The sequence below is a fragment of the Streptomyces sp. NPDC045846 genome, from assembly GCF_056431605.1.
The window spans coordinates 178,884-203,390 of the sequence record NZ_JBWKKJ010000001.1; the positions used below are offsets into that span (position 1 = coordinate 178,884).

A 24,507-nucleotide genomic window follows, 5' to 3' on the forward strand; every position below is an offset into this window, starting at 1 on the left:
CCGCCCCCACAGCGGGCCGCCGGGCTTTCCCGCTGCGTAACTTTGTCGACATGACACGTGCCGGACCCGAGTTCCGCTGGTTGCTGCCCTCGGCGGTGGCCGACCCCGAGCTGCCCGGTGACCGGGCCCGGCCCCGGCGCACCGTGCGCGACTGGGTCGTCGACATCTGCGCCTTCCTCTGCGCCGCCCTGATCGCCCTGCTCACGGCCGACGCCCTCGACAAGACACCGGGCTACTCCGACACCGTCCTGTTCCTCGACCAGCTGGTGGGCGCGGCGGCCTGCTGCGCGGTGTGGCTCAGGCGGCGCCGGCCGGTGGGGCTTGCCGCGGTGCTCGTCGTGGTGTCGACCGTGGCGCCGGTCGCCTCGGGCGGGCTCCTGGTCGCCCTGTTCAGCCTCGCCGTGCACCGGCCGTTCAAGCCCGCCGTGCTCGCGGTGGGCAGCGCCGCCGCGGTGAGTTCGGTCCTCCAGCCGGTCCTGCGCCCCGACCCGACGACCAGCCTGCTCACCAACGCCGTCATCGGCACCGTCCTCATCCTGCTGGTCACCGGCTGGGGCATGCTCGTACGCTCCCGGCGCCAGCTCGTCGTGGCGCTGCGCGAACGGGCCGCGCGCGCCGAGACCGAGGCGGCGCTGCGGGCCGAGAACGCGCAGCGGCTCGCCCGCGAGGCCATCGCCCGCGAGATGCACGACGTGCTCGCCCACCGGCTCACCCTGCTCTCGGTGCACGCGGGCGCCCTCGAATTCCGGCCCGACGCGCCGCCCGCCGAGGTCGCCCGGGCCGCCGGGATCATCCGGGACAGCGCCCACGAGGCGCTCCAGGACCTGCGGCAGATCATCGGGGTGCTGCGCAGTCCCGGCGAGGGCGCCGACGACCGGCCCCAGCCGACGCTCGCCACCCTGGACGCGCTCGTCGCCGAATCCCGCGAGGCCGGGATGAAGGTCGCCCTGGACAGCCGGATCCCGGACCCGGCCGGTGTTCCGGTCGCCACCGGGCGCAACGCCTACCGCATCGCCCAGGAGGCGCTGACCAACGCCCGCAAGCACGCGCCCGGCGCCGAGGTCACCGTCACCGTGTCGGGCCGGCCGGGCGACGGGCTCACCATCGAGGTCCGCAACCCCGCGCCCCCGGGCCCCGTGCCGGCGGTGCCCGGCTCGGGCCAGGGCCTCATCGGGCTCACCGAGCGCGCCACCCTGGCGGGCGGACGGCTCGACCACGCACGCGGGCCGGACGGCTCGTTCGCGGTCGTGGCCTGGCTACCGTGGCCGTCATGACCATCCGCCTGCTCATCGTCGACGACGACCCGCTGGTCCGCGCCGGACTCACCTTCATGCTCGGCGGCGCCGAGGACATCGAGATCGTCGGCGAGGCCGCCGACGGCTCCGGCGTCGACCGGCTGGCCGGGGAACTGCGCCCGGACGTCGTGCTCATGGACATCCGCATGCCCCGCGTCGACGGCCTGACCGCCACCGAGACGCTGCGCGCCCGCCCCGACGCGCCCGAGGTGATCGTCCTGACCACCTTCCACGCCGACGAGCAGGTGCTGCGGGCGCTGCGGGCCGGAGCCGCCGGATTCGTCCTCAAGGACACCCCGCCCGCCGAGATCGTCGCCGCCGTACGACGGGTCGCCCAGGGTGACCCGGTGCTCTCGCCCGCCGTCACACGGCAGTTGATGGCCCAGGTGTCCGGCGGCGCGGCCGGCCCCGGTGACCGGGCGGCCCGCGCCCGCGAGCGCGTCGCGCTGCTCGCGGAGCGCGAACGGGAGGTCGCGGTGGCCGTCGGCCGGGGCCACTCCAACGCGGAGATCTCCGCCCGGCTGTACCTGAGCGTGCCCACCGTCAAGACCCATGTCTCCCGCGTCCTGGCCAAGCTCGGCCTCAACAACCGCGTGCAGATCGCCTTGTTGGTGCACGACGCCGGGCTGCTCGACGAGGCGGACGGCGACGTAGGCTGAGACGAAGCGAGCGGAGGGGCGGGGACATGAAGGTCATCGATCTTGGGGAGTACGGCGAGGAGTTCAACGCCGATCCCCATCCGGTCTACACCAAGCTGCGGGCCGAGGGCCCCGCGCATCTCGTGCGCACCCCCGAGGGCGGCGAGGTGTGGCTGATCGTCGGTCACGAGGAGGGCCGGGCCGCACTCGCCGACCCCCGCCTGTCCAAGGACTGGCGGAGCAACGGCGACTGGGAGTACGGCGCGCTGCCGGCCAGCGCCAACATGCTGGAGACCGACCCGCCGCAGCACACCCGGCTGCGCAAGCTGGTGGCGCGGGAGTTCACCCCGCGCCGCATCGAGGCGCTCCGGCCGCGGGTCCAGGAGATCACCGACCGCCTGCTCGACACCATGCTGGCCGCGCCGGGCCGCACCGCCGACCTGGTCGACTCGCTCGCCTTCCCGCTGCCCATGACGGTGATCTGCGAGCTCCTGGGGGTGCCCGACCTCGACCAGGACGCCTTCCGGGTGCTGTCCAACGCGGCCGTCGCGCCCGCCGTGGACGACGGCAAGAACACGGCCGTGCGCGAGATGGGCGAGTACCTCATCGGTCTGATCGAGGACAAGCGCTCCGCCCGCCCCGGCGACGACCTGATGAGCGCGCTGATCCGCGCCCGCGACGAGGACGGCGACCAGCTGTCCCCGGACGAACTCATCGGCATGGCCTTCCTGCTGTTGGTCGCGGGCCACGAGACGACGGTCAACCTGATCTCCAATGGCATACGCGTGCTGCTGGGCCACCCCGATCAACTGGCCGCGCTGCGCGCCGACTTCGACGGTCTCCTCGACGGTGCGGTGGAGGAGGTACTCCGCTACGAGGGCCCGGTCGAGACCGCCACCTACCGCTTCGCCCGCGAGGAGGTCCGGATCGGCGACGTGCTCGTCCCGGCGGGCGCGCCCGTGCTGGTCTCGCTCGCCTCGGCGGGCCGCGACCCGCTGCGCCACCCCGACCCGGACCGCTTCGACATCCGCCGCGCCCCGCAGGGACACCTCGCCTTCGGCCACGGCATCCACTTCTGCCTCGGCGCCCCGCTGGCCCGGATGGAGGGCCGGATCGCCATCCGTACCCTCCTGGAGCGCGCCCCGGACCTCCAACTGGCGCCCGGAGCAGGCGCGTTGGAGTGGCTGCCCGGCCTGCTCATCCGGGGCGTCCGGCACCTGCCCGTCCGCTGGTGAGCCGCGGGTGAGTCACCCCTTGCGGGCGGCGGCCGCCCGCTTGCGGTGCTCGCCGCGCAGCACCAGCGCGGGCCACTCGTCCCCGTACGCCCCGCAGGCGCAGACCGACCACAGCGACCACTGCTGGGGCACCGAGTAGTACGGCACGAGAACCCTGGCCGTGCGCAGCCGCGACAGCTTCACCGGGACGAGCGCGGGCAGGACGTCCGGGGTCTGCCCGGCCAGGATCGCCCGGCGGCACGACGGGCAGGCCGGGCGCCGGTCGGCGGCCGCCTCGCGCGGCCCGGTGCGGCGCCTGGCCTGCTGGCGGTGCTGCTTGCGGACCGCGGCATGCATCTCCTCGGCCGCCGTGTGCAGCGGGTTGTAGAAGCAGCGCTGGGCGGCCTTGGGGACCGGCTGCCCGGCCGCCCGCGCGTGCACCGCGGCGAACCGTTCAAGGGCCCGGTCGGCGAGGACCGCCGCGGCCGCGAGGTCCGGCAGGTCGGCCGCCTCGTCGAGCAGCTTGCCCGCCGCCTGGAAGGCGTCGAAGGCCCACGCGCAGTCGCCCCGGGCGCGCGGATCGGAGCCGGCGGGCGCCGACGGGCCCGCGGCGGGCGGCAGTTCGGCCGTGCGCAGCACGTCGCCGACGGCCGTCACCCGCGCCGACACCAGCCGGTCGAGCCGCTCGCGGGCCGCCGCCCACTCGTCGAGGACGAGCTGCTGCCGTTCCTTCGACAGCTCCCCGCGCCGCTGCTCGGGTACGGCCGGGCGCAGCCTCTCCATGAACCACCAACGCCTCAGCACCATGCCTCCCTCGCTGTGACCAGGGTAGAAGCCCCTTAAGCTACTGGAGAGTTAGGGTGTGGCCGATCACACGACGAGAGGTGGAGGGCATGGGGGAACTCGATCTCGAAACCGCCAGGGCGACGCTGGACAGCCAGCCGTTCAGCCGTCTCCTGGACGCGCGGATCACCGCGTTCGGCGACGGCGGCGCCGTCCTCGAGGTGGACATCCGCGAGGAACTGCACCAGCAGAACGGCTTCCTGCACGGCGGGGTCCTGGCCTACGCGGCCGACAACGCCCTGACCTTCGCCGCCGGGACCGTACTCGGCCCGGCGGTGCTCACCAGTGGCTTCTCCATCCAGTACGTGCGCCCCGCGCGGGGGCGCACCCTCGTCGCCCGGGCCACGGTCGTCCACGGCGGACGCCGCCAGGCCACCGTCCGCTGCGACCTGTTCACCCTGGACGCGGCCGGTACGGAAAAGCTGTGCGCCGTCGCGCAGGGCACCGTACTGTCCGCGGTGTCCGCCGCATCTGCCGAACCGTCCTGAAGGGACACGCGTTGACCAGCGACGCCATAGTCGATCTCGCCGCGCTGGGCGAGGACTTCACCCGCGACCCCTACCCGGTCTACGCCGGGCTGCGGGAGCGCGGGCCGGTGCACCGCATCCGGATGCCCGAGGGCTCGGACGCCTGGCTCGTCGTCGGGTACGAGGCGGGCCGGGCCGCCCTCGCCGACGACCGCCTGTCCAAGCAGTGGTCCAACGCCGCGCCCGACCTGGGCGTGAAGCAGGTCTCCTCCGGGCCCACCATGCTGAACTCCGACGCGCCCGTCCACACCCGGCTGCGCAAGCTGGTGACCCGGGAGTTCACGCCCCGCCGCGTGGAGGCGCTCGCGCCGCGCATCCAGGAGATGACCGACGGCTTCGTCGACGCGATGCTGGCGGCGCCGGACCGCCGGGCCGACCTCGTGGAGGCGCTGTCGTTCCCGCTGCCCATCACGGTCATCTGCGAACTCATCGGCGTTCCCTCGCTCGACCAGGACAACTTCCGCCAGTGGTCCAACGCCTCCGTCTCCGCGCCCTCCCTCGAAGACCGCCTCGCCGCCGCCAAGGCGACCAACGAGTACTTGACGCACCTGCTCGACGAGAAGCGCGCCGCCCCCGGTGACGACCTCATCAGCGCGCTGATCCGGCGCGCCGACGAGGAGGACGGCGACCACCTGTCCGGCCCCGAACTGCTCGGAATGGCCTGGCTGCTGCTGGTCGCGGGCCACGAGACCACCGTCAACCTCATCTCCAACGGCATGCTCGCGCTGCTGAGCCACCCCGACCAACTGGCGGCGCTGCGCGACGACTTCGACGGACTCATCGACAACGCGGTCGAGGAGATGCTGCGCTACGACGGCCCGGTCGAGACGCCGACGTACCGCTTCACCCAGGAGCCCGTCGAGATCGCCGGAACGCTGATCCCGGGCGGTGGCCGGCTCGTCCTCGTCGCCCTGGCCGACGCCAACCGCGACCCGGCGCGCTACGAGGACCCGCACCGCTTCGACATCCGCCGCGACGCCCGGGGCCACGTCGCCTTCGGCCACGGCATCCACTACTGCCTGGGCGCCCCGCTGGCCCGCCTGGAGGCCCGGATCGCGGTGCGCACCCTGCTCGACCGCTGCCCGGACCTGACCCTGGACATCCACCCGGCAGCCCTGCGGTGGCGCACCGGGATGCTGGTGCGCGGGCCCGAGAGCCTGCCGGTGCGCTGGTAGCTCAGCCGCCCGCGATCTCCGCCACCCGCACCACCCGCCGCTGACGGCGCGACACCTCGCACGCCTCCGCGATGCGCAGGGCGTGCAGGGCGTCGCGCCCGTCGCAGGGGTTCGCCGCCTCGCCCCGTACGAGCCGGAGGAAGGCGTCCAGTTCGGCCTTGTACGCGGGGGCGAACCGTTCGAGGAAGCCGGTCCACGGCTTGTCCGGGCGCCCGGGGCCGTGCGGTTCGGCCGAGGTCAGCGGGGTGCGGTCGTCGAGCCCGACCGCGAACTGGTCGTGTTCTCCGGCCAGTTCGAGGCGTACGTCGTAGCCCGCGCCGTTGCAGCGGGCGGCGGTCGCCGTCGCGAGGGTGCCGTCGTCCAGGGTGAGGACGACGGCCGCCGTGTCGACGTCACCGGCGGCACGGAACATCGCGGGCCCGGCGTCCGAGCCCATCGCGTACACCTCGGTCACCTCGCGGCCGGTCACCCAGCGCACGATGTCGAAGTCGTGCACCAGGCAGTCGCGGTAGAGGCCGCCGGAGAGCGGCAGGTAGGCGGCGGGCGGCGGAGCCGGGTCGGAGGTGACGGCCCGTACGGTGTGCAGCCGGCCGAGCCGCCCCGAACGCACGAGGTCGCGGGCGGTGCGGTAGCCCGCGTCGAAGCGGCGCATGAAGCCGAGCTGGAGCTCGGTGCCCGCCGCCTCCACCGCCCCGAGCGCGTCGAGCGTGCCCGGCACGTCCAGGGCGACGGGTTTCTCGCAGAAGACGGGCAGCCCGGCGCGGGCGGCGGCCGCGATGAGTCCGGCGTGGGCGGCGGTCGCGGAGGCGATGACCACCGCGTCCACCCCGGTGAGGGCCTGGGCCACGGTGGCGGCGGCCGTGGCGCCGGTCAGCGCGGCCACCTCGGCGGCCCGCGCGGCGTCGGCGTCCGCGACCACCAGCCGTCCGACCTGGGGATGGCGGGCCAGGACCCCCGCGTGGAAGGCGCCGATCCGTCCCGTTCCGATCAGTCCGATACGCATGGGCACACCGTGGCCGGGGCGGGTCATCCTGTCAAGACTTTGTCCTGACAATCGAACTTCACGACTTCCCGTCAACATCCCCGGCGCACTACGCTCGCTCCGTGCCCAAGCAGCCCAGACCCGTGCCGGACTTCCCGAAGCCGCTCCAGCTCAGCGTGGACCGCACCAGCCCGGTCCCGCTCTACTTCCAGCTCTCGCGGCAGCTGGAGGCGGCCATCGAGAAGGGCACCCTCACCCCCGGCAGCCTCCTCGGCAACGAGATCGACCTGGCCCACCGGCTCGGTCTGTCCCGTCCCACCGTCCGCCAGGCCATCCAGGCGCTGGTCGACAAGGGCCTCCTGGTCCGCCGCCGGGGTGTCGGAACGCAGGTGGTGCACAGCCAGGTCAAGCGCCCGCTCGAACTGAGCAGCCTGTTCGACGACCTGGAGGCGGCCGGCCAGAAACCCGCCACCACCGTGCTGCGCAACACCTTCGAGCCGGCCACCGCCCAGGTCGCCGCCGCGCTCGGGGTGCCGGAGGGCAGCGACGTCCACCTGGTGGAGCGGCTGCGGTACGCACACGGCGAGCCCATGGCGCGGCTGCGCAACCACCTCCCGGCCGGGCTGCTGCCGCTGGACACCGAGTACCTGGAGGGCACCGGCCTGTACCGGTTGATGCGGGGCGCGGGCATCACGCTGCACAGCGCGCGCCAGACCGTGGGGGCGCGGGCGGCCAGTGCGCAGGAGGCCGACCTGCTCACCGAGACCGAGGGCGCGCCGCTGCTCACCATGGAGCGCACCACTTTCGACGACACCGGCCGGGCGGTGGAGTTCGGCTCGCACATCTACCGGGCCTCGCGCTACTCCTTCGAGTTCCAGCTGCTCGTACGCCCCTGAGGGGTGCGGCGGCGGGGAGCACACGTGAGTAAGAATGTTCGGACAAAGTATTGACGGTGTCGCGGAACCGCCGCTAGAACTCACGTGCCGCAACCGGGCGGCCGGGACAGAAGGCGGAACCCATGCGCACACCCCGCACGGCAACCACGGCGGCCGTGGCCGTCGCCGCACTGGCGCTCGCGCTCGGCGGGTGCAGCAGCTCGGGCGGCAAGAGCTCCGAGGACAAGGGTTCCGGGTCGCCGAGCGGCGGCAAGGCCGTGAGCACCCCCCGCCTCAAGATCGCGATGGTGACCCACTCCGGCGAGGGCGACACCTTCTGGGACATCGTCCAGAGCGGCGCGAAACAGGCGGCCGCCAAGGACAACGTCGACTTCCTGTACTCCGCGAACAAGGAGGGCAACCAGCAGGCGCAGCTGGTGCAGGCCGCCATCGACCAGAAGGTCGACGGCCTCGTCGTGACGCTCGCCAAGCCCGAGGCCGTCAAGGACGTGGTCAAGAAGGCCGTCGCCGCCGGGATACCCGTCGTCACCATCAACTCGGGCGCCGACTCCTCCAAGGAGGTCGGGGCGCTCGGCCACATCGGCCAGGACGAGGGCGTGGCCGGTGAGGCGGTCGGCGACGAGCTCACCCGGCGGGGCCGCAAGAAGGTGCTCTGCGTCCTCCACGAGCAGGGCAACGTCTCGCTCGAACAGCGCTGTGCGGGTGTGAAGAAGACGTTCCGGGGCAGCGTGGAGAACCTGAACGTGGACGGCACCAACACGCCCGCCTCCACCTCGTCCATCGAGGCCAAGCTCCAGTCGGCCAAGGACATCGACGCGGTCGTCACGCTCGGCGCGCCGATGGCGGCGGCCGCGGTCAAGGCGAAGGGCGACGCGAACAGCACGGCCGAGATCGACACCTTCGACCTGAACGCGGCCGTGACCAAGCAGCTCAAGGCGGAGGAGATCGGCTTCGCCGTCGACCAGCAGCCCTACCTCCAGGGCTACCTCGCGGTCGACGAACTGTGGCTGAACAAGACCAACGGGGACGTGATCGGCGGCGGCCGGCCGGTCCTCACCGGGCCCGCGATCGTCACCGAGAAGGACGTGCCGACGCTGGAGAAGTACACCGCCCGCGGTACCCGATGATCGCCCGCCGACCCCGCGTGACCCATACTTGGGCGGCCGGGGCAGGTCTGAACCAGCCCCGGCGGCACCCGGTGGTACAGCAAGAAGGGCACGGCGTCGTGGCAAGGGTTCGGACAGGGGTACGCGTCATGGGCGCGGTGCTGGCAGCGGTGCTCGGGGCCTCCTTGGCGGGGTGCAGCAGCACGGGCGGCAAGCGCGCCGAGGACGCGCGCAAGTCCGCGCAGGCCGAGGGCAGGGCCGCGGTGAACACGCCCCGCTGGAAGTTCGCGATGGTCACCCACTCGGGCGACGGCGACACGTTCTGGGACATCGTCCAGAGCGGCGCCAAGCAGGCGGCCGTCAAGGACAACATCGACTTCCTCTACTCGCACAGCGACCAGGGTCAGCAGCAGGCCCAGTTCGTGCAGGCCGCCATCGACCAGAAGGTCGACGCCCTCATCGTCACGCTCGCGAAGCCGGACGCCCTCAAGGACGTCGTGGCCAAGGCCGAGAAGGCCGGCATCCCGGTGATCACCGTGAACTCGGGCTCGGAGAAGTCCAAGGAGTTCGGGGCGCTCACCCACATCGGCCAGGACGAGACCATCGCGGGCGAGGCCGTCGGCGACGAACTCACCAAGCGGGGCAGGAAGAAGGCGCTCTGCGTCCTGCACGAGCAGGGCAACGTCGGCCACGAGCAGCGCTGCGCGGGCACCAAGAAGACGTTCAAGGGCGAGGTCCAGAACCTCTACGTCACCGGCACCAACATGCCCGACGTGCAGTCCTCCATCGAGGCCAAGCTCCAGGCCGACCCGTCCATCGACGCGGTGGTCACCCTCGGCGCGCCCTTCGCGGACACGGCCGTCAAGGCCAAGCAGTCCGCCGGGAGCTCGGCCGAGGTCGACACCTTCGACCTGAACGCCAAGGTGGCCACCGCCCTGGAGGCCGGCACGCTCGGCTTCGCGGTCGACCAGCAGCCCTACCTCCAGGGGTACGAGGCCGTGGACCTGCTCTGGCTGTACAAGTACAACGCCGACGTGCTCGGCGGTGGACTCCCGGTCCTGACCGGACCCCAGATCATCACCAAGGACCAGGCCGCCCAGCTGGAGGCGTACACGAAGCGGGGGACGCGATGAGCGCGACCGACATCGCCGGGGACGAGCGGCTGCTGCGGCGCTCGGTCTGGAGCAAGATCATCGGCCGCCCCGAACTCGGTTCGGTGGTCGGCGCCGGAGCCGTCTTCCTCTTCTTCTCGGTCGTGGCGGGCAGCTTCCTTCAGCCCTCCAGCCTCTCGACCGTGCTGTACGCGGCCTCGACGATCGGCATCATGGCGGTGCCGGTGGCGCTGCTCATGATCGGCGGCGAGTTCGACCTGTCGGCGGGCGTCCTGGTGACGACGTCCGCTCTCGTCTCGTCCATGTTCAGCTATCAGATGACGGCGAACGTCTGGGTGGGCGTGGGGGTCTCCCTGCTCGTCACCCTCGCCATCGGCGCGTTCAACGGCTTCATGCTGACCCGCACCAAGCTCCCGAGCTTCATCATCACGCTCGGCACGTTCCTGATGCTGACCGGTCTCAACCTCGGCTTCACCAAGCTGATCAGCGGCACGGTCTCCACGAAGTCCATCGCCGACATGGAGGGCTTCGAGTCCGCGAAAAAGCTCTTCGCCTCCCAGCTGACCGTCGGCTCGGTCGACCTGAAGGTCACCATCCTGTGGTGGTTCGCCCTGATCGCGGTCGCCACCTGGATCCTGCTGCGGACCCGCTTCGGCAACTGGATCTTCGCGGTCGGCGGAGAGGCGGACGCGGCCCGCGCGGTCGGCGTACCGGTCTTCAAGACGAAGATCGGCCTCTACATGGGCGTCGCCTTCGCGGCCTGGGTCTCCGGCCAGCACCTGCTGTTCTCCTTCGACGTGGTGCAGTCCGGCGAGGGCGTCGGCAACGAGCTGATCTACATCATCGCGGCCGTCATCGGCGGCTGCCTGATCACCGGCGGCTACGGCTCGGCGATCGGCTCCGCCGTGGGCGCCTTCATCTTCGGCATGACCAGCAAGGGCATCGTGTACGCGGAGTGGAACCCGGACTGGTTCAAGTTCTTCCTCGGAGCGATGCTCCTGCTGGCCACCCTGCTCAACGCGTGGGTGCGCAAGCGGGCGGAGGCGACAGCATGACAACGACCCCGGAGCAGACGGACGCGGAGCGGGACGGGCGGACCGCGCTCGTCGAGCTCGACGACGTCAGCAAGTACTACGGCAACATCCGCGCCCTCGAAGGGGTCTCCCTGGAGGTCCACGCCGGAGAGATCAGCTGCGTCCTGGGTGACAACGGCGCCGGCAAGTCGACCCTCATCAAGATCATCGCGGGACTGCACCGGCACGACGCCGGCGCCTTTCGCATCGAGGGCGAGGACGTCTCCCTGAACAACCCGCGCGAGGCCCTGGACCGCGGCATCGCCACCGTCTACCAGGACCTGGCCGTCGTCCCGCTGATGCCGGTCTGGCGCAACTTCTTCCTCGGCTCCGAGCCCACGAAGGGCAAGGGCCCCTTCAAGCGCCTCGACGTCGAGAAGATGCGCGCCACCACCCGCGCGGAGCTGCTGCGCATGGGCATCGACCTGCGCGACGTCGACCAGCCCATCGGCACCCTGTCCGGCGGTGAGCGCCAGTGCGTCGCCATCGCCCGCGCGGTCTACTTCGGGGCCAAGGTCCTGGTGCTCGACGAGCCGACCGCTGCGCTCGGCGTGAAGCAGTCGGGCGTCGTTCTGAAGTACGTGGCGGCCGCCCGGGACGCCGGGCTCGGCGTGGTTCTCATCACGCACAACCCGCACCATGCCTACCTCGTCGGGGACCGGTTCGTGCTCCTCAAGCGCGGCACGATGACCGGCAGCCACCTGCGCTCCGACATCACCCTGGACGAGCTCACGCGCCAGATGGCGGGCGGCAGCGAGCTGGAGGAGCTCAGCCACGAGCTCCAGCGCGCCCCCGCCCCCGGCCACCTCGGCGGGCCCTCCGACAGCGAGTGAAGCGGCCGCCCCGGGCCACCGGGGCGGCCCCTCCGCGCGAGGTCCGCGTTCCCCAGGGGTGGCAGAATCGGCCCCGATGACCACGTACCGCGACTTCGCCCTAGCCCACCGGGGATCCGCCCGGGCCACCGTGCTGCGCACCGTAGGCACCCGGGAACGCCGCTCGCACCTGACGGCGCCCCGGGTCCCCACCGTCGGGATCGACATCGGCGGTACGAAGGTGATGGCCGGTGTCGTGGACGCCGACGGGAACATCCTGGAGAAGCTCCGCACGGAGACCCCGGACAAGTCCAAGAGCCCCAAGGTCGTCGAGGACACCATCACCGAGCTGGTGCTCGACCTCTCCGACCGGCACGACGTGCACGCCGTGGGCATCGGCGCGGCGGGCTGGGTCGACGCCGACCGCTCCACCATCCTGTTCGCCCCGCACCTCGCCTGGCGCAACGAGCCGCTGCGCGACGCCCTCCAGGCCCGCCTCGCCGTCCCCGTGATGGTCGACAACGACGCCAACACGGCCGCCTGGGCCGAGTGGCGCTTCGGCGCCGGACGCGGCGAGGACCACCTGGTCATGATCACGCTGGGCACCGGAATCGGCGGCGCGATCCTGGAGGACGGGCAGGTCAAGCGCGGCAAGTACGGGGTCGCCGGCGAGTTCGGCCACATGCAGGTCGTGCCCGGCGGACACCGCTGCGCCTGCGGCAACCGCGGCTGCTGGGAGCAGTACAGCTCGGGCAACGCCCTGGTCCGCGAGGCCCGCGAGCTGGCCACGGCCGACTCCCCGGTGGCGTACAACATCATCGAGCGCGTCGGCGGGCACATCCCCGAGATCACCGGGCCGCTCATCACCGAGCTGGCCCGCGAGGGCGACGCCATGTGCGTCGAGCTCCTCCAGGACATCGGCCAGTGGCTCGGCGTCGGCATCGCCAACCTGGCGGCCGCCCTCGACCCCTCGTGCTTCGTCATCGGCGGAGGCGTCAGCGCCGCCGACGACCTCCTCATCGGGCCCGCCAGGGACGCCTTCAAGCGCCACCTCACCGGCCGCGGCTACCGCCCCGAGGCCAGGATCGCCAAGGCGCAGCTGGGCCCCGAGGCGGGCATGGTCGGCGCCGCCGACCTCGCCCGCCTGGTGGCCCGCCGCTTCCGCCGCGCCAACCGCCGCCGCGTGGAGCGCTACGAGCGGTACGCCAAGGCCGCCGAAGCCGTCCGCAGGACGGCCGCCCCCCGCACCACCCAGGAATCCGACTGATGACCCCCTCCGACCGCCCCGCGGTGCCGCGCCAGTCCCCGCCGCCGGACGAGAAGCCCCCCGAGACCCGGCAGCACATGATCCGGCGGCGCTGGATCACCGCCGTGATCATCGTGCTGCTCATCGGCGTGCCCGCGGGGTACCTGGCGATCTCCGCCGAGCAGAGCCGCACCAGCGGCCGCGACAAGGAGTCCGGGGCCGCGGCCCACGGCCTCCAGAACGACTGGCCGTCCAAGACCCAGCGGCGCATCTACGACGTACCGGTCCCCGACGACGCGGTCGCCGTCGCCTATTACGAGACGAACAGCTGGAAGGTCAGCAAGCTGTACGTCCAGTTCAAGACGAGCGCGGCGGGCCTCGCGGAGTTCATGAAGGACGGCGGCACCAGCACGGCCGCGCTCAAGCCGGGCGACGTGACCATCGCCCCGGAGGACGCCGCGAAGGTGGGCTGGACGTTCCCGGCGGGCCACGACTGGGCGGGCACCACCCACGCCCAGAAGGACCCGCTGCCGACCCAGAACATCACCGTCGACGAGACCGACCCGGACAAGCCGGTCGTCTTCGTGGTCTCCACGGCGACTCCCTGACCGAGGGCACGGAGCCGGTGCCGGGTTCGTGGAACGCGTAGGCCCGCGCAGACGTGCGCGCCGTCGCCGCAGGCGGCGGGCCCCGCTTCCCGGCCCCTTGAACTTCGCTGCCGCAACGGCCCGTTCGAGATGGACGGCCGACACGGACAAGCCCCGCTCGTTGGTGACGTACGCCTTCCTGTCCGCCGGGCCGACGCCCAGTCAGGCAGACCCGGGCCCTCCCCGGCGCGGGGTGCCCGCTGCGGCGAACGAGGCCCGGTAGGCGTGCGGGCTGGTGGCGAGGCGCGTCGCGAAGTGCTGGCGCATGGTGACCTCGCTGCCGAAGCCGGACCGGCGGGCAACCTCCGGCATGGGCAGGTCGGTGCGTTCGAGGAGCTTCTGCGCGGCGGCGACGCGGTGCTCAAGAAGCCAGCGCAGCGGGGTGGTGCCGGTGGCCGCCGTGAAGTGCCGGGCGAAGGAGCGCGGCGACATCCCGGCGCGGGCGGCGAGCGCGGCCACGGTGAGCGGCTCGTCCAGGTGCGCCAGGGCGTAGGCGCGCACGGCGGCCAGGGCGTCCGCGTCGCGGTCGGCGCGCGGGGTCGGGTGCTCGATGAACTGGGCCTGGGTGCCGGTCCGGAAGGGCGCCGTGACCATGGAGCGGGCGATCGTCGCGGCCGCCTCCGCGCCATGGGCGGACCGCACCAGGTGCAGACACAGATCGATGCCCGCGGCCGTCCCGGCGGACGTCCACACGTTGCCGTCCTCCAGGAACAGGGCCTCCGCCTCGACCAGCACCCGTGGGTGCCGGGCCCGCAGCAGGTCGGCCAGCGCCCAGTGGGTGAGCGCCCGGCGGCCGTCGAGCAGGCCCGCCTGGGCGAGGGTGAACGCCCCGCCGCACAGGGCGGCGATGGTGGTGCCCCGGGCGTGGGCGCGGCGCAGCGCCGCGAGGACCGGCTCGGGCGCCGGGGCGAGGCGGTCGTCCAGGCCCGGCACCAGGATCAATTCGGCGCGGGGCAGCCAGGCCAGGGTGCGGTCGGGGGTGAGCGCGAGCCCGCCCCGCATCGGGACCGGCTCGGGACCCGCCGCCACCCGGCGCAGCTCGAAGGCGGGCACCCCGCGGTCGGTGCGGTCCGCGCCCCAAACCTCGGTGATCACCGAGACGTCGAAGGCCCGGATGCCGGGGAAGGCGAGCAGCGCGATGCGGTGGGCCGGGGCCGGTCGGGTCATCTTGGCAGTAAACCATCGAGCGCTGTCTTCCTGCCTCCTGGGAACGAGGCCTGACCGGCGGCAGGATCATGGGCATGGAGATCACGCAGAACGCGGCGCTGGTAGTGGTGGACGTACAGAAGGGCTTCGACGAGACGGAGTTCTGGGGCCCGCGCGACAACCCGGCGGCCGACGGGAACATCGCCTCCCTGATCGCGGCCTGGCAGGACACCGGCCGGCCCGTCGTCTTCGTACGGCACGACTCGGACAAGCCCGGCTCACCACTGCGGGCCGGGCACGAGGGCAACGGCTTCAAGGACTACGTCGAGGAGCGGCGGGGCAGGGGCGAGGGGCCGGAGCTGCTCGTCACCAAGTCGGTGAACTCGGCGTTCTACGGCGCCCCCGACCTCGACGCGTGGCTCAAGACGGCGGGCATCACCCAGATCGTGCTGGCCGGCATCCAGACCAACATGTGCGTGGAGACCACCGCCCGCATGGGCGGCAACCTCGGCTACGACGTACTGGTCGCCCTCGACGCCACCCACACCTTCGACCTGACCGGCCCGAACGGCTGGCACCTGACCGCCGCCGAACTGGCGCGGGCCACCGCGGTGTCCCTGCACGGCGGTGGCTTCGCCCGGGTGGTGACGACCGGCGAACTGGCCGCGGCCGCCCGGCCCTGAGCCCCGGCACCGGTGAGCCCGGGCGGACCGCGTCCTGTTCGTTCTCGGCGATTCTCCCGAGAACGAACACCGCACCGGCCGGGCTCCACGCTCCCTACGCTCCCTTGTCATGACGATCACCACGCGGACGATCGAGTACCCCGCCGACGGGCTGACGATGTTCGGTCACCTCGCGCTCCCGGCCGGCGACGGCCTCCGGCCCGCCGTACTGCTCGGCCCCGAGGGCACGGGGCTCAGCGACGTCGAGCGCGGGCGGGCCGACGCGCTCGCCGAACTGGGCTACGTGGCCCTGGCCTTCGACCTCCACGGCGGGCGCTATCTGGGCGATCCCGAGGAGATGCTGGCCCGCTGCATGCCGCTGCTCGCCGACCCCGACCGCATGCGGGCCATGGGCCACGCGGCCCTGGACGTGCTGCGCGCCGAACCGCGGACGGACCCCGACCGGATCGCCGCCGTCGGCTACGGCACCGGGGGCGCGATCGCGCTGGAACTCGGCCGCGACGGCGCCGACCTGCGCGCGATCGGGACCGTCAACGCCCTGACCACGGGCCGACCGGGCGAGGCGGCGAACATCAGCTGCCCGGTGTGGGCCGGGGTCGGCTCGGAAGACCCGATCATGCCGTACGCCCAACGGGACGCGTTCGCCGCCGAGATGCAGGCGGCGGGCGTCGACTGGCGCCTCGTCGTCTACGGCGGCGCCCTGCACGCCTTCCACCACCCGACGGTCGACCACACCGTGCTCCCCGGCGTCGGATACCACCCCCGGCATGCGCGGCGAGCCTGGCGCGACGTCGTCGACCTGCTCGCCGAGTGCGTGCCCGTGACGGGGTAACCACTACGGCAAACGGCGGCACGGCGGCCTCCCTTCCGCTCCGAGGGGTTCAACTCCACCTCTCTGGGCAGCAGTTGGACTTCCGGCGAGGGAGGCGATGCCGCGGCGCTATACCCGCGGCCACGGGTACGGCGTCTCGGCAGACGGGTCCTTCACACGCGCCGCGCAGGCGGCGACCGGCGCGGACCTGACGGTGTTCTGGCAGGAGCACCGCATCCGGGCGCACGACGGGAGCGCGCGGCGGCCCGCGGGCCCGAGCGGCCGCACCCCCGGCCCCGGCGGGGTACGCGGCCGCGGTCGCGGCGGCGGGATATGGGAGCGTAGGGGGGTGAGTGCGACGACGAATGAAACCCTGCAATACCGCCTCGACGGGCCCGAGGACGCCCCCGTACTCGTCATCGGTCCCTCGCTCGGCACGACATGGCACATGTTGGAGAGACCTTCCACGGACGTTCAGCGCTCGGGAAGCCCCCTGGCAGGGACCTCTTGCGCAGACCGTACGGCGACGAAGCCGCACTGGAACGCTCCGGTGCGGCTTCGTCGTGAGATGGGCTGCGCTCGCGCGGTGAGGCGGTCGGCGCCTCATGTGGTCCGGGTTCCTGGAGCACTTTGGGGGTGCGTCTGATGTGCGAACGCACCCGCTCGCTCGTTGGCAGGGATCCGCGCCGCGCAGGGCGCGCCCCGGTCACGGATGGGTGGAGCACGACGAACCGGGTCGTCCAGAGGGTGTCTCGCATGGGATGTGTGTGAGCGCCTTCGACACCTGCTCGCACCCGGCGGTGGGTGGCGTTCTCGGCTTCCCGTCGCGGCTGAGGTGGGTCCGGTCCCGTCGTCGGGTGCCGGATGAGCAGGCCGGTGCCCCGGTAACCGCCCTCGGCGATGATTGGGGTCCCGCGGCAGGGCCGTCCGTTCGCGGACCGACCACCAGTGAAGGACGGCAGGCGGCGTAAGAGGTTGGGAGCCCGGCGTGGACAGGACACCCGGCCGGTCTTCAGCCGTGTTCCCCGCGCGGGGACGGACCGGGCGGGAGAGCCAGGCCGGTGACGGTGCCGGCCTGGACGATCGGACCTTGCTGGGTACCGCCGGAGACGGTGTTGCGCACCGTTGCCGGGCGACCCGCTGCGGCGGCAGTCAGCCGGCGCAGCGACGCTTCGAGAGCGCTCAGGTCCTCGCCCGTGAGCGCCCCGGTTTCCACCAGCCCGCAGAGACGGATCTGCCACTCGGCCGCGATGCCGGACGCGGCGCGCTCGTCCGCCGTGGTGCCGGTGAGGAGTAGCCGCGCACGCGCGTCGTCCAGATCGGTGATCGCGGTGGTGTCTGTGCCCCCACGTGCCAGGAACCGGCCCATCACTGCGCGGGCGTGAGTCCAGGAATCAGTGACCATGAGGGAGACCAGGGTGGTGGCTCCCGATGCCGCCATTGCGGCCAGTTCGGCTTCCATCGTGTCCTCCTGGATGCGCAGGGGTGAAATGTCGCGGTCGGCGGTCGGCGGTCGGCGGTCGGCGGTCGGCGGTCAGGCCGTCTCGGCCGGCGGGACGGGGGCCGGTTTCGCTCCGGTCTCGGGGGCGGGAGGCCTCGGCGGATCGAATCGGCGTAGGAGGTCCTCTGCTGTCTCGTGGCGGTTGTGCTGCTCGATGAGCTGCGAGAACTGTCGGGCCAGCATCGCCCGCCGGTCGTCGTCCTCCGTAAGGCCCATAGCCTCGAAGAACCCCGACAGGTGGTCCGCAGCCGAGGGCTCACGGGCCGGGAGATCGGCAGACTCTGTGCCGATGTCCGGCCTCCCGGGTCCTCCCGGCCTGCTCGGCAGCATCTCAAGCAGGCGCTCGGGGATGTCGGTGTCGTTGGCAGCGGAGGTCAGTTGTGCCAGCAAGGGCAGGTCGGCCACGGTCTTCGCCACGTGCTCGTCGTTCTTGGTGAGCCACCACACGACGGCGCTGCCGGTGTCCTTGAGAACATCCTCGCCCAGATACCGGCGCTTGCTCTGCTCGTACTTGCGCTGGTGCTCCCAGACCGCCTCGTCCTTGCGTACGTCGGCGAGTCGGTCCAGACGCTCCTGGTCCTCGTCGGGCAACGTGAGGCTGATGTCCTCCGCCATCGCCTGGAGATGGCCCGTGGAATCCAGGCACATGTGGCTGAGGGCGCCGCCGAGTTCGTGCTCAAGAAGCGAGGTGTGGCCGGGTTCCCGCTTCTCGGCAATCGCGCGGGCCCGGCTGAGGACCGCGTCGACGGCGAGGCCGGCCGGATTGACGACCGTGCCGCGCCCCGGACCGTCGGGGAAGCACCACCGCACGGTCGCCGAGAAGACGAAGTGGTAGTCGTCCCAGAGGCTCGGGAGCGCGACTCGGTTGACGCGGCACTCGGTCCGTTCCACCGGTGCGGCCGTGAGCTGCTCCTCGAAGCTGACCGGCACCGGGCCTCGGCGCTGCGAGGCCACCCGGAAGGCTACCGCGGGCAGGACGAGAAGAAGCGCGGCCAGCGCCGGCCAGGTCCAGCCGGGCCATCGCTGCACCAGGCCGACGATGGTCAGCAGCAGGCCGCACAGAACAGTGAGGAACACGGTCGTCGTCTTGCGCGCGGTCGTCATGGTCGAGCTCCTCTGGCCGATGCCGACGGGGCGGCAGGACCGAGGTTCTGTGCCACGCCGATCTTGTGGAGCAACAGGTCGGTCGTCTCGGCGGATTGGGCACCGGCGCCCGGAGAAGCGCACTCCGCCTGGCGCGCGGACGCGTACAACGCGGCGAACGCCGCGCCCCGGTCCTCCCCGCATCGGTCGGCGGCAGCGACCAGCAGGTCGAGGAGGACCTCCCCCTTGTCACCGGCGCCCTCCGCCGCGCAGTGCAGCCAGCTCTGTATCTGGGCCCGTGATGCCACGCGTCGTCCTTCCGGCCGTGACACCACGTTGATCAGCACGGCTCGCCAGCACGTGATAAGTGAGCGTCGTACACCGTCCTCGTCGACCAGCGCGCGGGTGGTGACGGAGCGGTCCGTGAGCGGCTCCGGATCGTTGACGCGCAGAAAGATAGCCAGGTCAGTCGGTGCGAGGTCGCCGCGTGCCAGCCGGTCGAGCAGCCTTCGGCGCAGCCGTCGGCTGCCGGCCACCAGGTCGCACAGGGGTTGCAGCGCATGGGCCGTGCCGCGCTCACGCCGGGCGAGATGGTGCAGTCGGATCAGGGCGTGGTCCGGATGGTCCGGCGCGAGAACATCGGCGCAGACCTGGACCAGCACTTGGGCGAACTCATCGGTCAGCCGGCGGTACGCGCACCACTGGTAGATCCGTTCGCGGAAGTCCCTGCCATGCGCGGGGTCCGCGAGCCCGCAGGTGAGCGCCTGGACCGCGGCCTCCGACCGGGCTCTGCCCGCTCCCTGCGCGCTCCACTGTTCGGCGAGGGCGGCGAGCGCGTCCGCCCGCCCGGTCCGCAGGTACTCGCCCGCCAGCCGGGCCACCAGTCCGTCGCGGACGTCCGGCACGAGATGCGGGTCGCTCGACTCGATGACCCGCGCGGCCCACGCGCCGAGGTGGGGCCGTAGGTCGGGCATGTGGTCCCAGAAATGGGCGCGAACGGCGGAGTCGTAGTCCAGCTCGGTGAATCGCACGCGACCGTCCGGCCAGGAGCGGGCCGAGATCTCCGACAGCCGCTGGGCGAGGTCCTTTCGCTGGAGGAGCGGAGTCTCCTCCTCGGGAGCCCCGACCGTGCTCAGCAGAAGCGCGGCCGCCCGGTGGACGACGTCGGCGTGCGAGCCGTGGAGCATGGACACGGCGATCATCAGGGCGCGTTGGGAGGCGTCGGGCAAACCGGCGACGCGGTCTGCGACTTCGGCGCGGCGCCCGGCGCGCGCACGTTTCGCGGCCGCGCACCACGCAGGGAACTCCTCGCCGGGACCGGCCGTTTCGCGGGCCCGGCGTATGCGGTCGGCGAAGTCGGCGAGCTCCCGCATGGGTTTGCGTTCGCTCAGAAACTCGTCGACGGTGACGTCGTTCCGTAGAAACTGCTCGCACGGCACGCCGTGGGCGCGCAGGTGGCGTCTGAGAACCTCCATGGGGAAGGTTGGTGGTCCGATCTCGACACGGTAGCGCTGGAGGTCGGGATCGAGGGCCCCGTCGTGCGGCATGACGACGACGAGATGGGCCCGCCGCTCGTGCACCGTCTGGCGCAGGGCAGGCAGGTCGCCTCGCGCCGCATGCCACAGACCGGTCTTCGCGGTGGACAGGTCGAGCAGCAGCCGGTCGCCCGGGTCGACGAAAGCCGGGTCGTGCAGCGGCAGCTCGTCCCGCTCGTCTTGCAGGAGTTCGCGGAAGGCCCCGCCGGGACGGTGGTGTTCGCGCAACAGTACGCGAGCCGTGGCCGAGCGGCCGCAGCCGGGAGCACCGTCGAGGATGACGGTGCCCGTCTCCTCAAGCGTCGTGCGGGCCCTGCCCATGTTGACCGGAGCGACCAACACCCTTCTCGTCCAGCGCAGTTGGTCGTCGGGAAGCTGCCGGAAGACCGGCTTTCGGGGTTCATGGGCAGTGGCACCGAGGCTGACGAAGATGTGGCCGTCGCCCGTGTGCGTGACGCCCCGGGTACTCTCGACCCGGGTGGTGTGTTCTGCGCTCACCGTCGGTCGTCCTGGGGCCGCTCCGGCTCCCCGAACGTCTGGTGGACGTCCCCTTGGTGGTCGCCCTCGGCGTACGTCGTCCCGGTGCCCGAGATGTAGCGGTCGCCCGACACATGGCGTGAGTTGTTGTAGACGCTGCCGCTTCCCGTGTGGACCGTGCCGTGGGAGTTCTTCACGATCGTGCCGCCGACGTCACCGCTGAAGTCGCGCGCTTGGACGGACGTTCCGCTCACGTCCCCGATCGAGTTGTGCACGGTGGTCGACGCCGGTGACGGCTCGCTCGGCTCGATCAGGTCCCGCAGCTCGGGCACCAGCTCGGCGATCAGATCACCGATACGCTGGACGCCGGCCTCGGTGTCGTGGGTGCTGTCGAACGGTACGGACTGCAGATCGGCGAGCCGGGCCAGCTCCGGGGGCAGGGCCGCTTTGCTCAGCCGGTCGGTCTTGCGGCCGTCCAGAACGGGAACGACGACGAGCCCGCACTCGAACGCGGCCTCGATCTCCTTGCGCACCCAGTCGTCGGGATCCTGAAGCCGACTGCGGAAGTTCGCCCAGTCCGGTCCTACGATGGCCAGCAGCACGGAACTGTGGCGTAACGCGGTCAGGAGAACTTCGGGGTAGGCGTCCCCTGGGGCGATGGACCTGGACGCGCGGAAGACGCGGTCCTGGCCGAAGCGACGTGACAGCTCCTGGTCGAGGAGGGCAGCGGTCCGCTCGCCGTCGCCGGTGCGATAGTTGATGAACACATGGGGCATGCCAGTGACTCCTTCAGATGGTGGACGGGCGCGACAACGTGCCGAGTCGCGGTCCCAGTCGGCGTACGGAGGAATGGTTCGCGTGGCGCGCCAGGGCGCGGGCGAGCCGCCTCAGGTCGGTCGTGACCGTGGCGGAACCCACGGCCTCCACCCCGTCGAGCAGGGGCGCCGCCAGGTCGCAGGCGTGGTCGATCTCGCCGGCCGACGCGTAGGCGAGTGCGCGGCGGACGCCGTACCTGACCTGGGTGCGGACCGCGTCCCCGCCGACCAGGGCGAGTTGTCGGTCCAGTTCCTCGCTCGCCTCGCGCGGCCGCCCGAGATCGACCAGGCACCAGCCGGTGACCATGCCGACCGGATCGGGAAGGTGCATGGTGCCGATCACCGGCTCATCGGTCCCTTCGTCCTGGAGAGAAAGAAGGGCACGCGCGCGATGCAGCGCGTCCAGACAGGCCCGGTGGTCACCCGCAAGGGCGTGGCCCTGGGCTTCGCGCTGTGCGGCGAGCCCACGGATTCGCGGAGGCAGGTCCCTGCTCTGCGCGCGACGGGCCAGAGCGACCGTCTGCTCGGCGTCGTCCCGGTACAGCGTGATCAGGGCCCGGCGGACCAGCGCGTAACCCGCCAGTGCCTGGTGGCCGCCGGCGGCCGCCAGATCGACCGCGCGCTGCGTCCACCACAGAGCCGCCCGCTCGTCTCCGGTCTCCTGCACCAGCCAGCCGACGTATTCGGCGTACCGGGAGCCGAGGGCCAGCAGGTGGCGACGGGTGCCGCTGTCACAGTGGGCGGACAGTTCCCGCAGGGTATGGATCTGTGCGATCAGAACGGGCAGGAGCAGACCGGGCGCCACCGTCTGGCCGAGTCTGCGGTAGTGGGTGAACAGCGAGCGGGAGGCTTCCAGCATTTCCGCGCCAGCGGCCGGCGAGGCCGGGCCCGCGCTGTCGGTCCGCCACGTCATCAGCGAGGCGGCACCGGCGCCCATGACTTCACGTCGGCTCAAGGGCTGGAAGGTGTTCGGTCCGTCCGGCGACAACTGCATGATCCAGTCCTCCTCGTAGACATGGCCCGGCGCCGGATCGACGGGTGGGTCGGTGGACTCTGGTGCGAGCAGGGCCAGCAGGGCCCCGCCGGCCCCGAGGGCGGCGTCGCACAGGCGGGCGAGGTCACGGCTGGGGGCCTTGAGGCCCCGCTCCACCTTGCTCAACTGCGCCTTGCTGTAGTGCACGGAGCCAGACAGGGCGGTGAGACTGAGCCCTGCCTCCAGACGCCGCTTCCTCAACTTCTCGCCGAACCCGGTGGACGGCTGTGGCACGGAAACCTCCAACTCCTCCCGCCTACGGCAGAGTCGGCGCTGCACGAAAGCGTGCGGCAGTCGGGCCGGGGCGGACAAGGCGATCGATGCTGTTTCCCGTTTCCTTCTCCGGCATGGGAACGCGACATGCATGGCAGGGAGGACCGGAGAACCGGACGACCTGGAAGCCGTGCCCAAAGGGGAACCTCCGCGGCGCAGTGACTGGGAGGGCGTGCGAGCCAGGCAGGGGTGAGACCCGCCGGATTCCCCCGGCCGTGTGAGGTCTCGTGAGACGTGAGAGGCTCGGGCGGGTGAGCGAGACACCGATGAACACCTTGCAATACCGCGTTGACGGGCCAGAGGACGCCCCGGTCCTGGTCCTGGGTCCCTCGCTGGGTACCACCTGGCACATGTGGGACCGCCAGATACCCGAGCTGGCCGGCGCCTGGCGGGTCGTGCGGTTCGACCTGCCGGGGCATGGTGGGGCGCCCGCGCAGCCGGCCCACTCCGTCGCCGAGCTCGGCGACCGGCTGATCGCCACCCTCGACGGGCTCGGCGTCCAGCGGTTCGGGTACGCCGGCTGTTCCATCGGCGGGGCGATCGGCGCCGATCTGGCGCTGCGCCACCCGCACCGGGTCGCCTCGCTGGCGCTGGTCGCCGCCTCGCCCCGGTTCGGCACCGCCGACGAGTTCCGCCAGCGCGGGGTGATCGTCCGGGCCAACGGCATGGACCCGATGGCCCGCTCCGCGCCCGAGCGCTGGTTCACTCCCGCGTACGCCGCGGCCCAGCCCGCGATCGTCGAATGGGCCGTGCAGATGGTCCGCACCACCGACCCCGCCTGCTACATAGCGGCCTGCGAGGCGCTCGCCGCCTTCGACATCCGGGCCGACCTCGGCCGCATCACCGCCCCCACGCTCGCCCTGGTCGGCGCCGAGGACCGGGTGACCGGTCCCGGGGACGCGCGCACCCTGGTCGCGGGGATACCCGGCGCCGGCCTCGCCGTGGTGCCGGGCGCCTCCCACCTGGCCCCGGTCGAGCAGCCGGCCGCCGTCACCGATCTCCTCGTACGCCACTTCTCGACGGCCTGGCAGGCCGCGCCCGACGCGACGACCGGGCTCACCGCGATGCCGGTGCCGCCCGCCGCCCCCGTGCCCCTCGCGCCGCCGGCGGTCCCGCTCACGCCGGAGGCCGTGGCCGAGGAGGCGGCCCCCGCGGCCCCCGCCGCCGTCGAGCCGCCCGCGGGCCCGGACCCGTACGAGCTCGGCATGAAGGTCCGGCGCGAGGTGCTGGGCGACGCGCAGGTGGACGCCGAGACGGCCGCCACCGACGGCTTCGGCAGCGGCTTCCAGGAGCTCACCACCCGTCACGCCTGGGGCGAGGTGTGGTCGAGGGAGGGCCTCGACCGGCGGACCCGGGCCGTGGTGGCGCTGACCGCGCTCGCCTCGGGCGGTCACCTCGACGACCTCGCGGCCCACACCCGGGCCGCGCTGCGCGCCGGGCTCACCCCCGACGAGATCGAGGAAGTGCTGCTCCAGACCGGCGTGTACTGCGGGGTTCCCGCTGCGAGCGCCGCGTTCCGCGTCGCGGGGGCGGTCATCCGGGAGGAAACGACGTTCCGGGAATGACTTGATCTTGTGCTCGGGC

The 24,507-nt window shown here is 72.3% G+C and carries 23 protein-coding genes; 15 read left to right on the forward strand and 8 right to left on the reverse strand.

Going from position 1 to position 24,507, the window contains the following annotated elements:
- The first annotated feature begins 50 nt into the window (after positions 1 to 50).
- From AC07F3_RS00805 to AC07F3_RS00815, 3 genes are read left to right on the forward strand one after another with little or no spacing between them, the layout of a single operon-like run.
- Complete coding sequence (locus AC07F3_RS00805) at positions 51 to 1,274, forward strand: sensor histidine kinase (protein ID WP_479109102.1); 1,224 nt, start codon at positions 51 to 53, stop codon at positions 1,272 to 1,274.
- Positions 1,271 to 1,954, forward strand: a complete 684-nt coding sequence (locus AC07F3_RS00810) for a response regulator transcription factor (protein WP_479109104.1) — start codon at positions 1,271 to 1,273, stop codon at positions 1,952 to 1,954. Before AC07F3_RS00805 ends, AC07F3_RS00810 begins: the two co-directional genes overlap by 4 nt.
- 26 nt (positions 1,955 to 1,980) lie before the next feature.
- Positions 1,981 to 3,168 (forward strand): cytochrome P450 family protein, encoded by a 1,188-nt coding sequence (locus AC07F3_RS00815; RefSeq protein WP_479109106.1) that lies wholly within the window; start codon positions 1,981 to 1,983, stop codon positions 3,166 to 3,168.
- Positions 3,169 to 3,180: 12 nt separating this feature from the next.
- Here the strand turns inward: AC07F3_RS00815 and AC07F3_RS00820 are convergent, their stop codons facing one another.
- Positions 3,181 to 3,954 (reverse strand): hypothetical protein, encoded by a 774-nt coding sequence (locus AC07F3_RS00820; RefSeq protein WP_479109108.1) that lies wholly within the window; start codon positions 3,952 to 3,954, stop codon positions 3,181 to 3,183.
- Between the two features lie 86 nt (positions 3,955 to 4,040).
- On the opposite strand from AC07F3_RS00820, the gene AC07F3_RS00825 reads away from it, so the two are divergent.
- Entirely contained in the window at positions 4,041 to 4,478 is a 438-nt protein-coding gene (locus AC07F3_RS00825; protein ID WP_479109110.1) for a PaaI family thioesterase, read from the forward strand.
- A gap of 11 nt (positions 4,479 to 4,489) precedes the next feature.
- Complete coding sequence (locus tag AC07F3_RS00830; RefSeq protein WP_479109112.1) at positions 4,490 to 5,692, forward strand: cytochrome P450 family protein; 1,203 nt, start codon at positions 4,490 to 4,492, stop codon at positions 5,690 to 5,692.
- Between the two features lies 1 nt (position 5,693).
- Here the strand turns inward: AC07F3_RS00830 and AC07F3_RS00835 are convergent, their stop codons facing one another.
- Positions 5,694 to 6,695 carry a Gfo/Idh/MocA family protein gene (locus AC07F3_RS00835; protein WP_479109114.1) on the reverse strand — a complete coding sequence of 334 codons (1,002 nt, stop codon included), beginning with the start codon at positions 6,693 to 6,695 and terminating at the stop codon, positions 5,694 to 5,696.
- 155 nt (positions 6,696 to 6,850) lie between these two features.
- On the opposite strand from AC07F3_RS00835, the gene AC07F3_RS00840 reads away from it, so the two are divergent.
- The 7 genes from AC07F3_RS00840 to AC07F3_RS00870 all read left to right on the forward strand — a co-directional run bounded on the left by AC07F3_RS00840 (position 6,851) and on the right by AC07F3_RS00870 (position 13,527).
- A complete protein-coding gene (locus AC07F3_RS00840) occupies positions 6,851 to 7,570 on the forward strand; it encodes a GntR family transcriptional regulator (RefSeq protein WP_479110555.1) in 720 nt (239 codons plus the stop codon).
- A gap of 122 nt (positions 7,571 to 7,692) precedes the next feature.
- Positions 7,693 to 8,697: a sugar ABC transporter substrate-binding protein gene (locus tag AC07F3_RS00845; RefSeq protein WP_479109116.1), complete on the forward strand. Its 1,005-nt coding sequence runs from the start codon at positions 7,693 to 7,695 to the stop codon at positions 8,695 to 8,697.
- A gap of 98 nt (positions 8,698 to 8,795) precedes the next feature.
- Positions 8,796 to 9,809, forward strand: a complete 1,014-nt coding sequence (locus AC07F3_RS00850) for a sugar ABC transporter substrate-binding protein (protein ID WP_388973804.1) — start codon at positions 8,796 to 8,798, stop codon at positions 9,807 to 9,809.
- Positions 9,806 to 10,843 carry an ABC transporter permease gene (locus AC07F3_RS00855; RefSeq protein WP_479109118.1) on the forward strand — a complete coding sequence of 346 codons (1,038 nt, stop codon included), beginning with the start codon at positions 9,806 to 9,808 and terminating at the stop codon, positions 10,841 to 10,843. Before AC07F3_RS00850 ends, AC07F3_RS00855 begins: the two co-directional genes overlap by 4 nt.
- Entirely contained in the window at positions 10,840 to 11,694 is an 855-nt protein-coding gene (locus AC07F3_RS00860) for an ATP-binding cassette domain-containing protein (protein ID WP_479109120.1), read from the forward strand. The genes AC07F3_RS00855 and AC07F3_RS00860 overlap by 4 nt, the downstream gene beginning before the upstream one ends.
- Positions 11,695 to 11,770: 76 nt before the next feature.
- Entirely contained in the window at positions 11,771 to 12,940 is a 1,170-nt protein-coding gene (locus AC07F3_RS00865) for an ROK family glucokinase (RefSeq protein WP_479109122.1), read from the forward strand.
- Entirely contained in the window at positions 12,940 to 13,527 is a 588-nt protein-coding gene (locus tag AC07F3_RS00870; RefSeq protein WP_479109124.1) for a hypothetical protein, read from the forward strand. The genes AC07F3_RS00865 and AC07F3_RS00870 overlap by 1 nt, the downstream gene beginning before the upstream one ends.
- A gap of 201 nt (positions 13,528 to 13,728) precedes the next feature.
- Here AC07F3_RS00870 and AC07F3_RS00875 read toward each other — a convergent pair whose 3' ends face one another.
- Positions 13,729 to 14,733: a GlxA family transcriptional regulator gene (locus tag AC07F3_RS00875; protein WP_479109126.1), complete on the reverse strand. Its 1,005-nt coding sequence runs from the start codon at positions 14,731 to 14,733 to the stop codon at positions 13,729 to 13,731.
- 74 nt (positions 14,734 to 14,807) lie between these two features.
- On the opposite strand from AC07F3_RS00875, the gene AC07F3_RS00880 reads away from it, so the two are divergent.
- Together AC07F3_RS00880 and AC07F3_RS00885 are read left to right on the forward strand one after the other, a co-directional pair.
- Positions 14,808 to 15,395 carry a cysteine hydrolase family protein gene (locus AC07F3_RS00880; RefSeq protein ID WP_479109128.1) on the forward strand — a complete coding sequence of 196 codons (588 nt, stop codon included), beginning with the start codon at positions 14,808 to 14,810 and terminating at the stop codon, positions 15,393 to 15,395.
- Positions 15,396 to 15,504: 109 nt separating this feature from the next.
- On the forward strand, positions 15,505 to 16,227 hold the full coding sequence (locus tag AC07F3_RS00885; protein WP_479109130.1) for a dienelactone hydrolase family protein: 723 nt from the start codon (positions 15,505 to 15,507) through the stop codon (positions 16,225 to 16,227).
- A 991-nt stretch (positions 16,228 to 17,218) separates the two neighbouring features.
- Here the strand turns inward: AC07F3_RS00885 and AC07F3_RS00890 are convergent.
- The 5 genes from AC07F3_RS00890 to AC07F3_RS00910 all read right to left on the reverse strand — a co-directional run bounded on the left by AC07F3_RS00890 (position 17,219) and on the right by AC07F3_RS00910 (position 22,884).
- Positions 17,219 to 17,668: a hypothetical protein gene (locus tag AC07F3_RS00890; protein WP_479109132.1), complete on the reverse strand. Its 450-nt coding sequence runs from the start codon at positions 17,666 to 17,668 to the stop codon at positions 17,219 to 17,221.
- Positions 17,669 to 17,740: 72 nt separating this feature from the next.
- A complete protein-coding gene (locus tag AC07F3_RS00895; RefSeq protein ID WP_479109134.1) occupies positions 17,741 to 18,811 on the reverse strand; it encodes a hypothetical protein in 1,071 nt (356 codons plus the stop codon).
- Entirely contained in the window at positions 18,808 to 20,823 is a 2,016-nt protein-coding gene (locus tag AC07F3_RS00900; RefSeq protein ID WP_479109136.1) for a hypothetical protein, read from the reverse strand. Before AC07F3_RS00900 ends, AC07F3_RS00895 begins: the two co-directional genes overlap by 4 nt.
- A complete protein-coding gene (locus tag AC07F3_RS00905; RefSeq protein WP_479109138.1) occupies positions 20,820 to 21,578 on the reverse strand; it encodes a toll/interleukin-1 receptor domain-containing protein in 759 nt (252 codons plus the stop codon). Before AC07F3_RS00905 ends, AC07F3_RS00900 begins: the two co-directional genes overlap by 4 nt.
- Positions 21,579 to 21,591: 13 nt before the next feature.
- Complete coding sequence (locus tag AC07F3_RS00910) at positions 21,592 to 22,884, reverse strand: helix-turn-helix domain-containing protein (protein ID WP_479109140.1); 1,293 nt, start codon at positions 22,882 to 22,884, stop codon at positions 21,592 to 21,594.
- 305 nt (positions 22,885 to 23,189) lie between these two features.
- Between AC07F3_RS00910 and pcaDC the strand changes: the two genes are divergently transcribed.
- The gene (gene pcaDC / locus AC07F3_RS00915) at positions 23,190 to 24,488 is read left to right on the forward strand and encodes a bifunctional 3-oxoadipate enol-lactonase/4-carboxymuconolactone decarboxylase PcaDC (protein ID WP_479109142.1); all 1,299 of its coding nucleotides are present in this window, start codon (positions 23,190 to 23,192) and stop codon (positions 24,486 to 24,488) included.
- Positions 24,489 to 24,507: the final 19 nt, after the last annotated feature.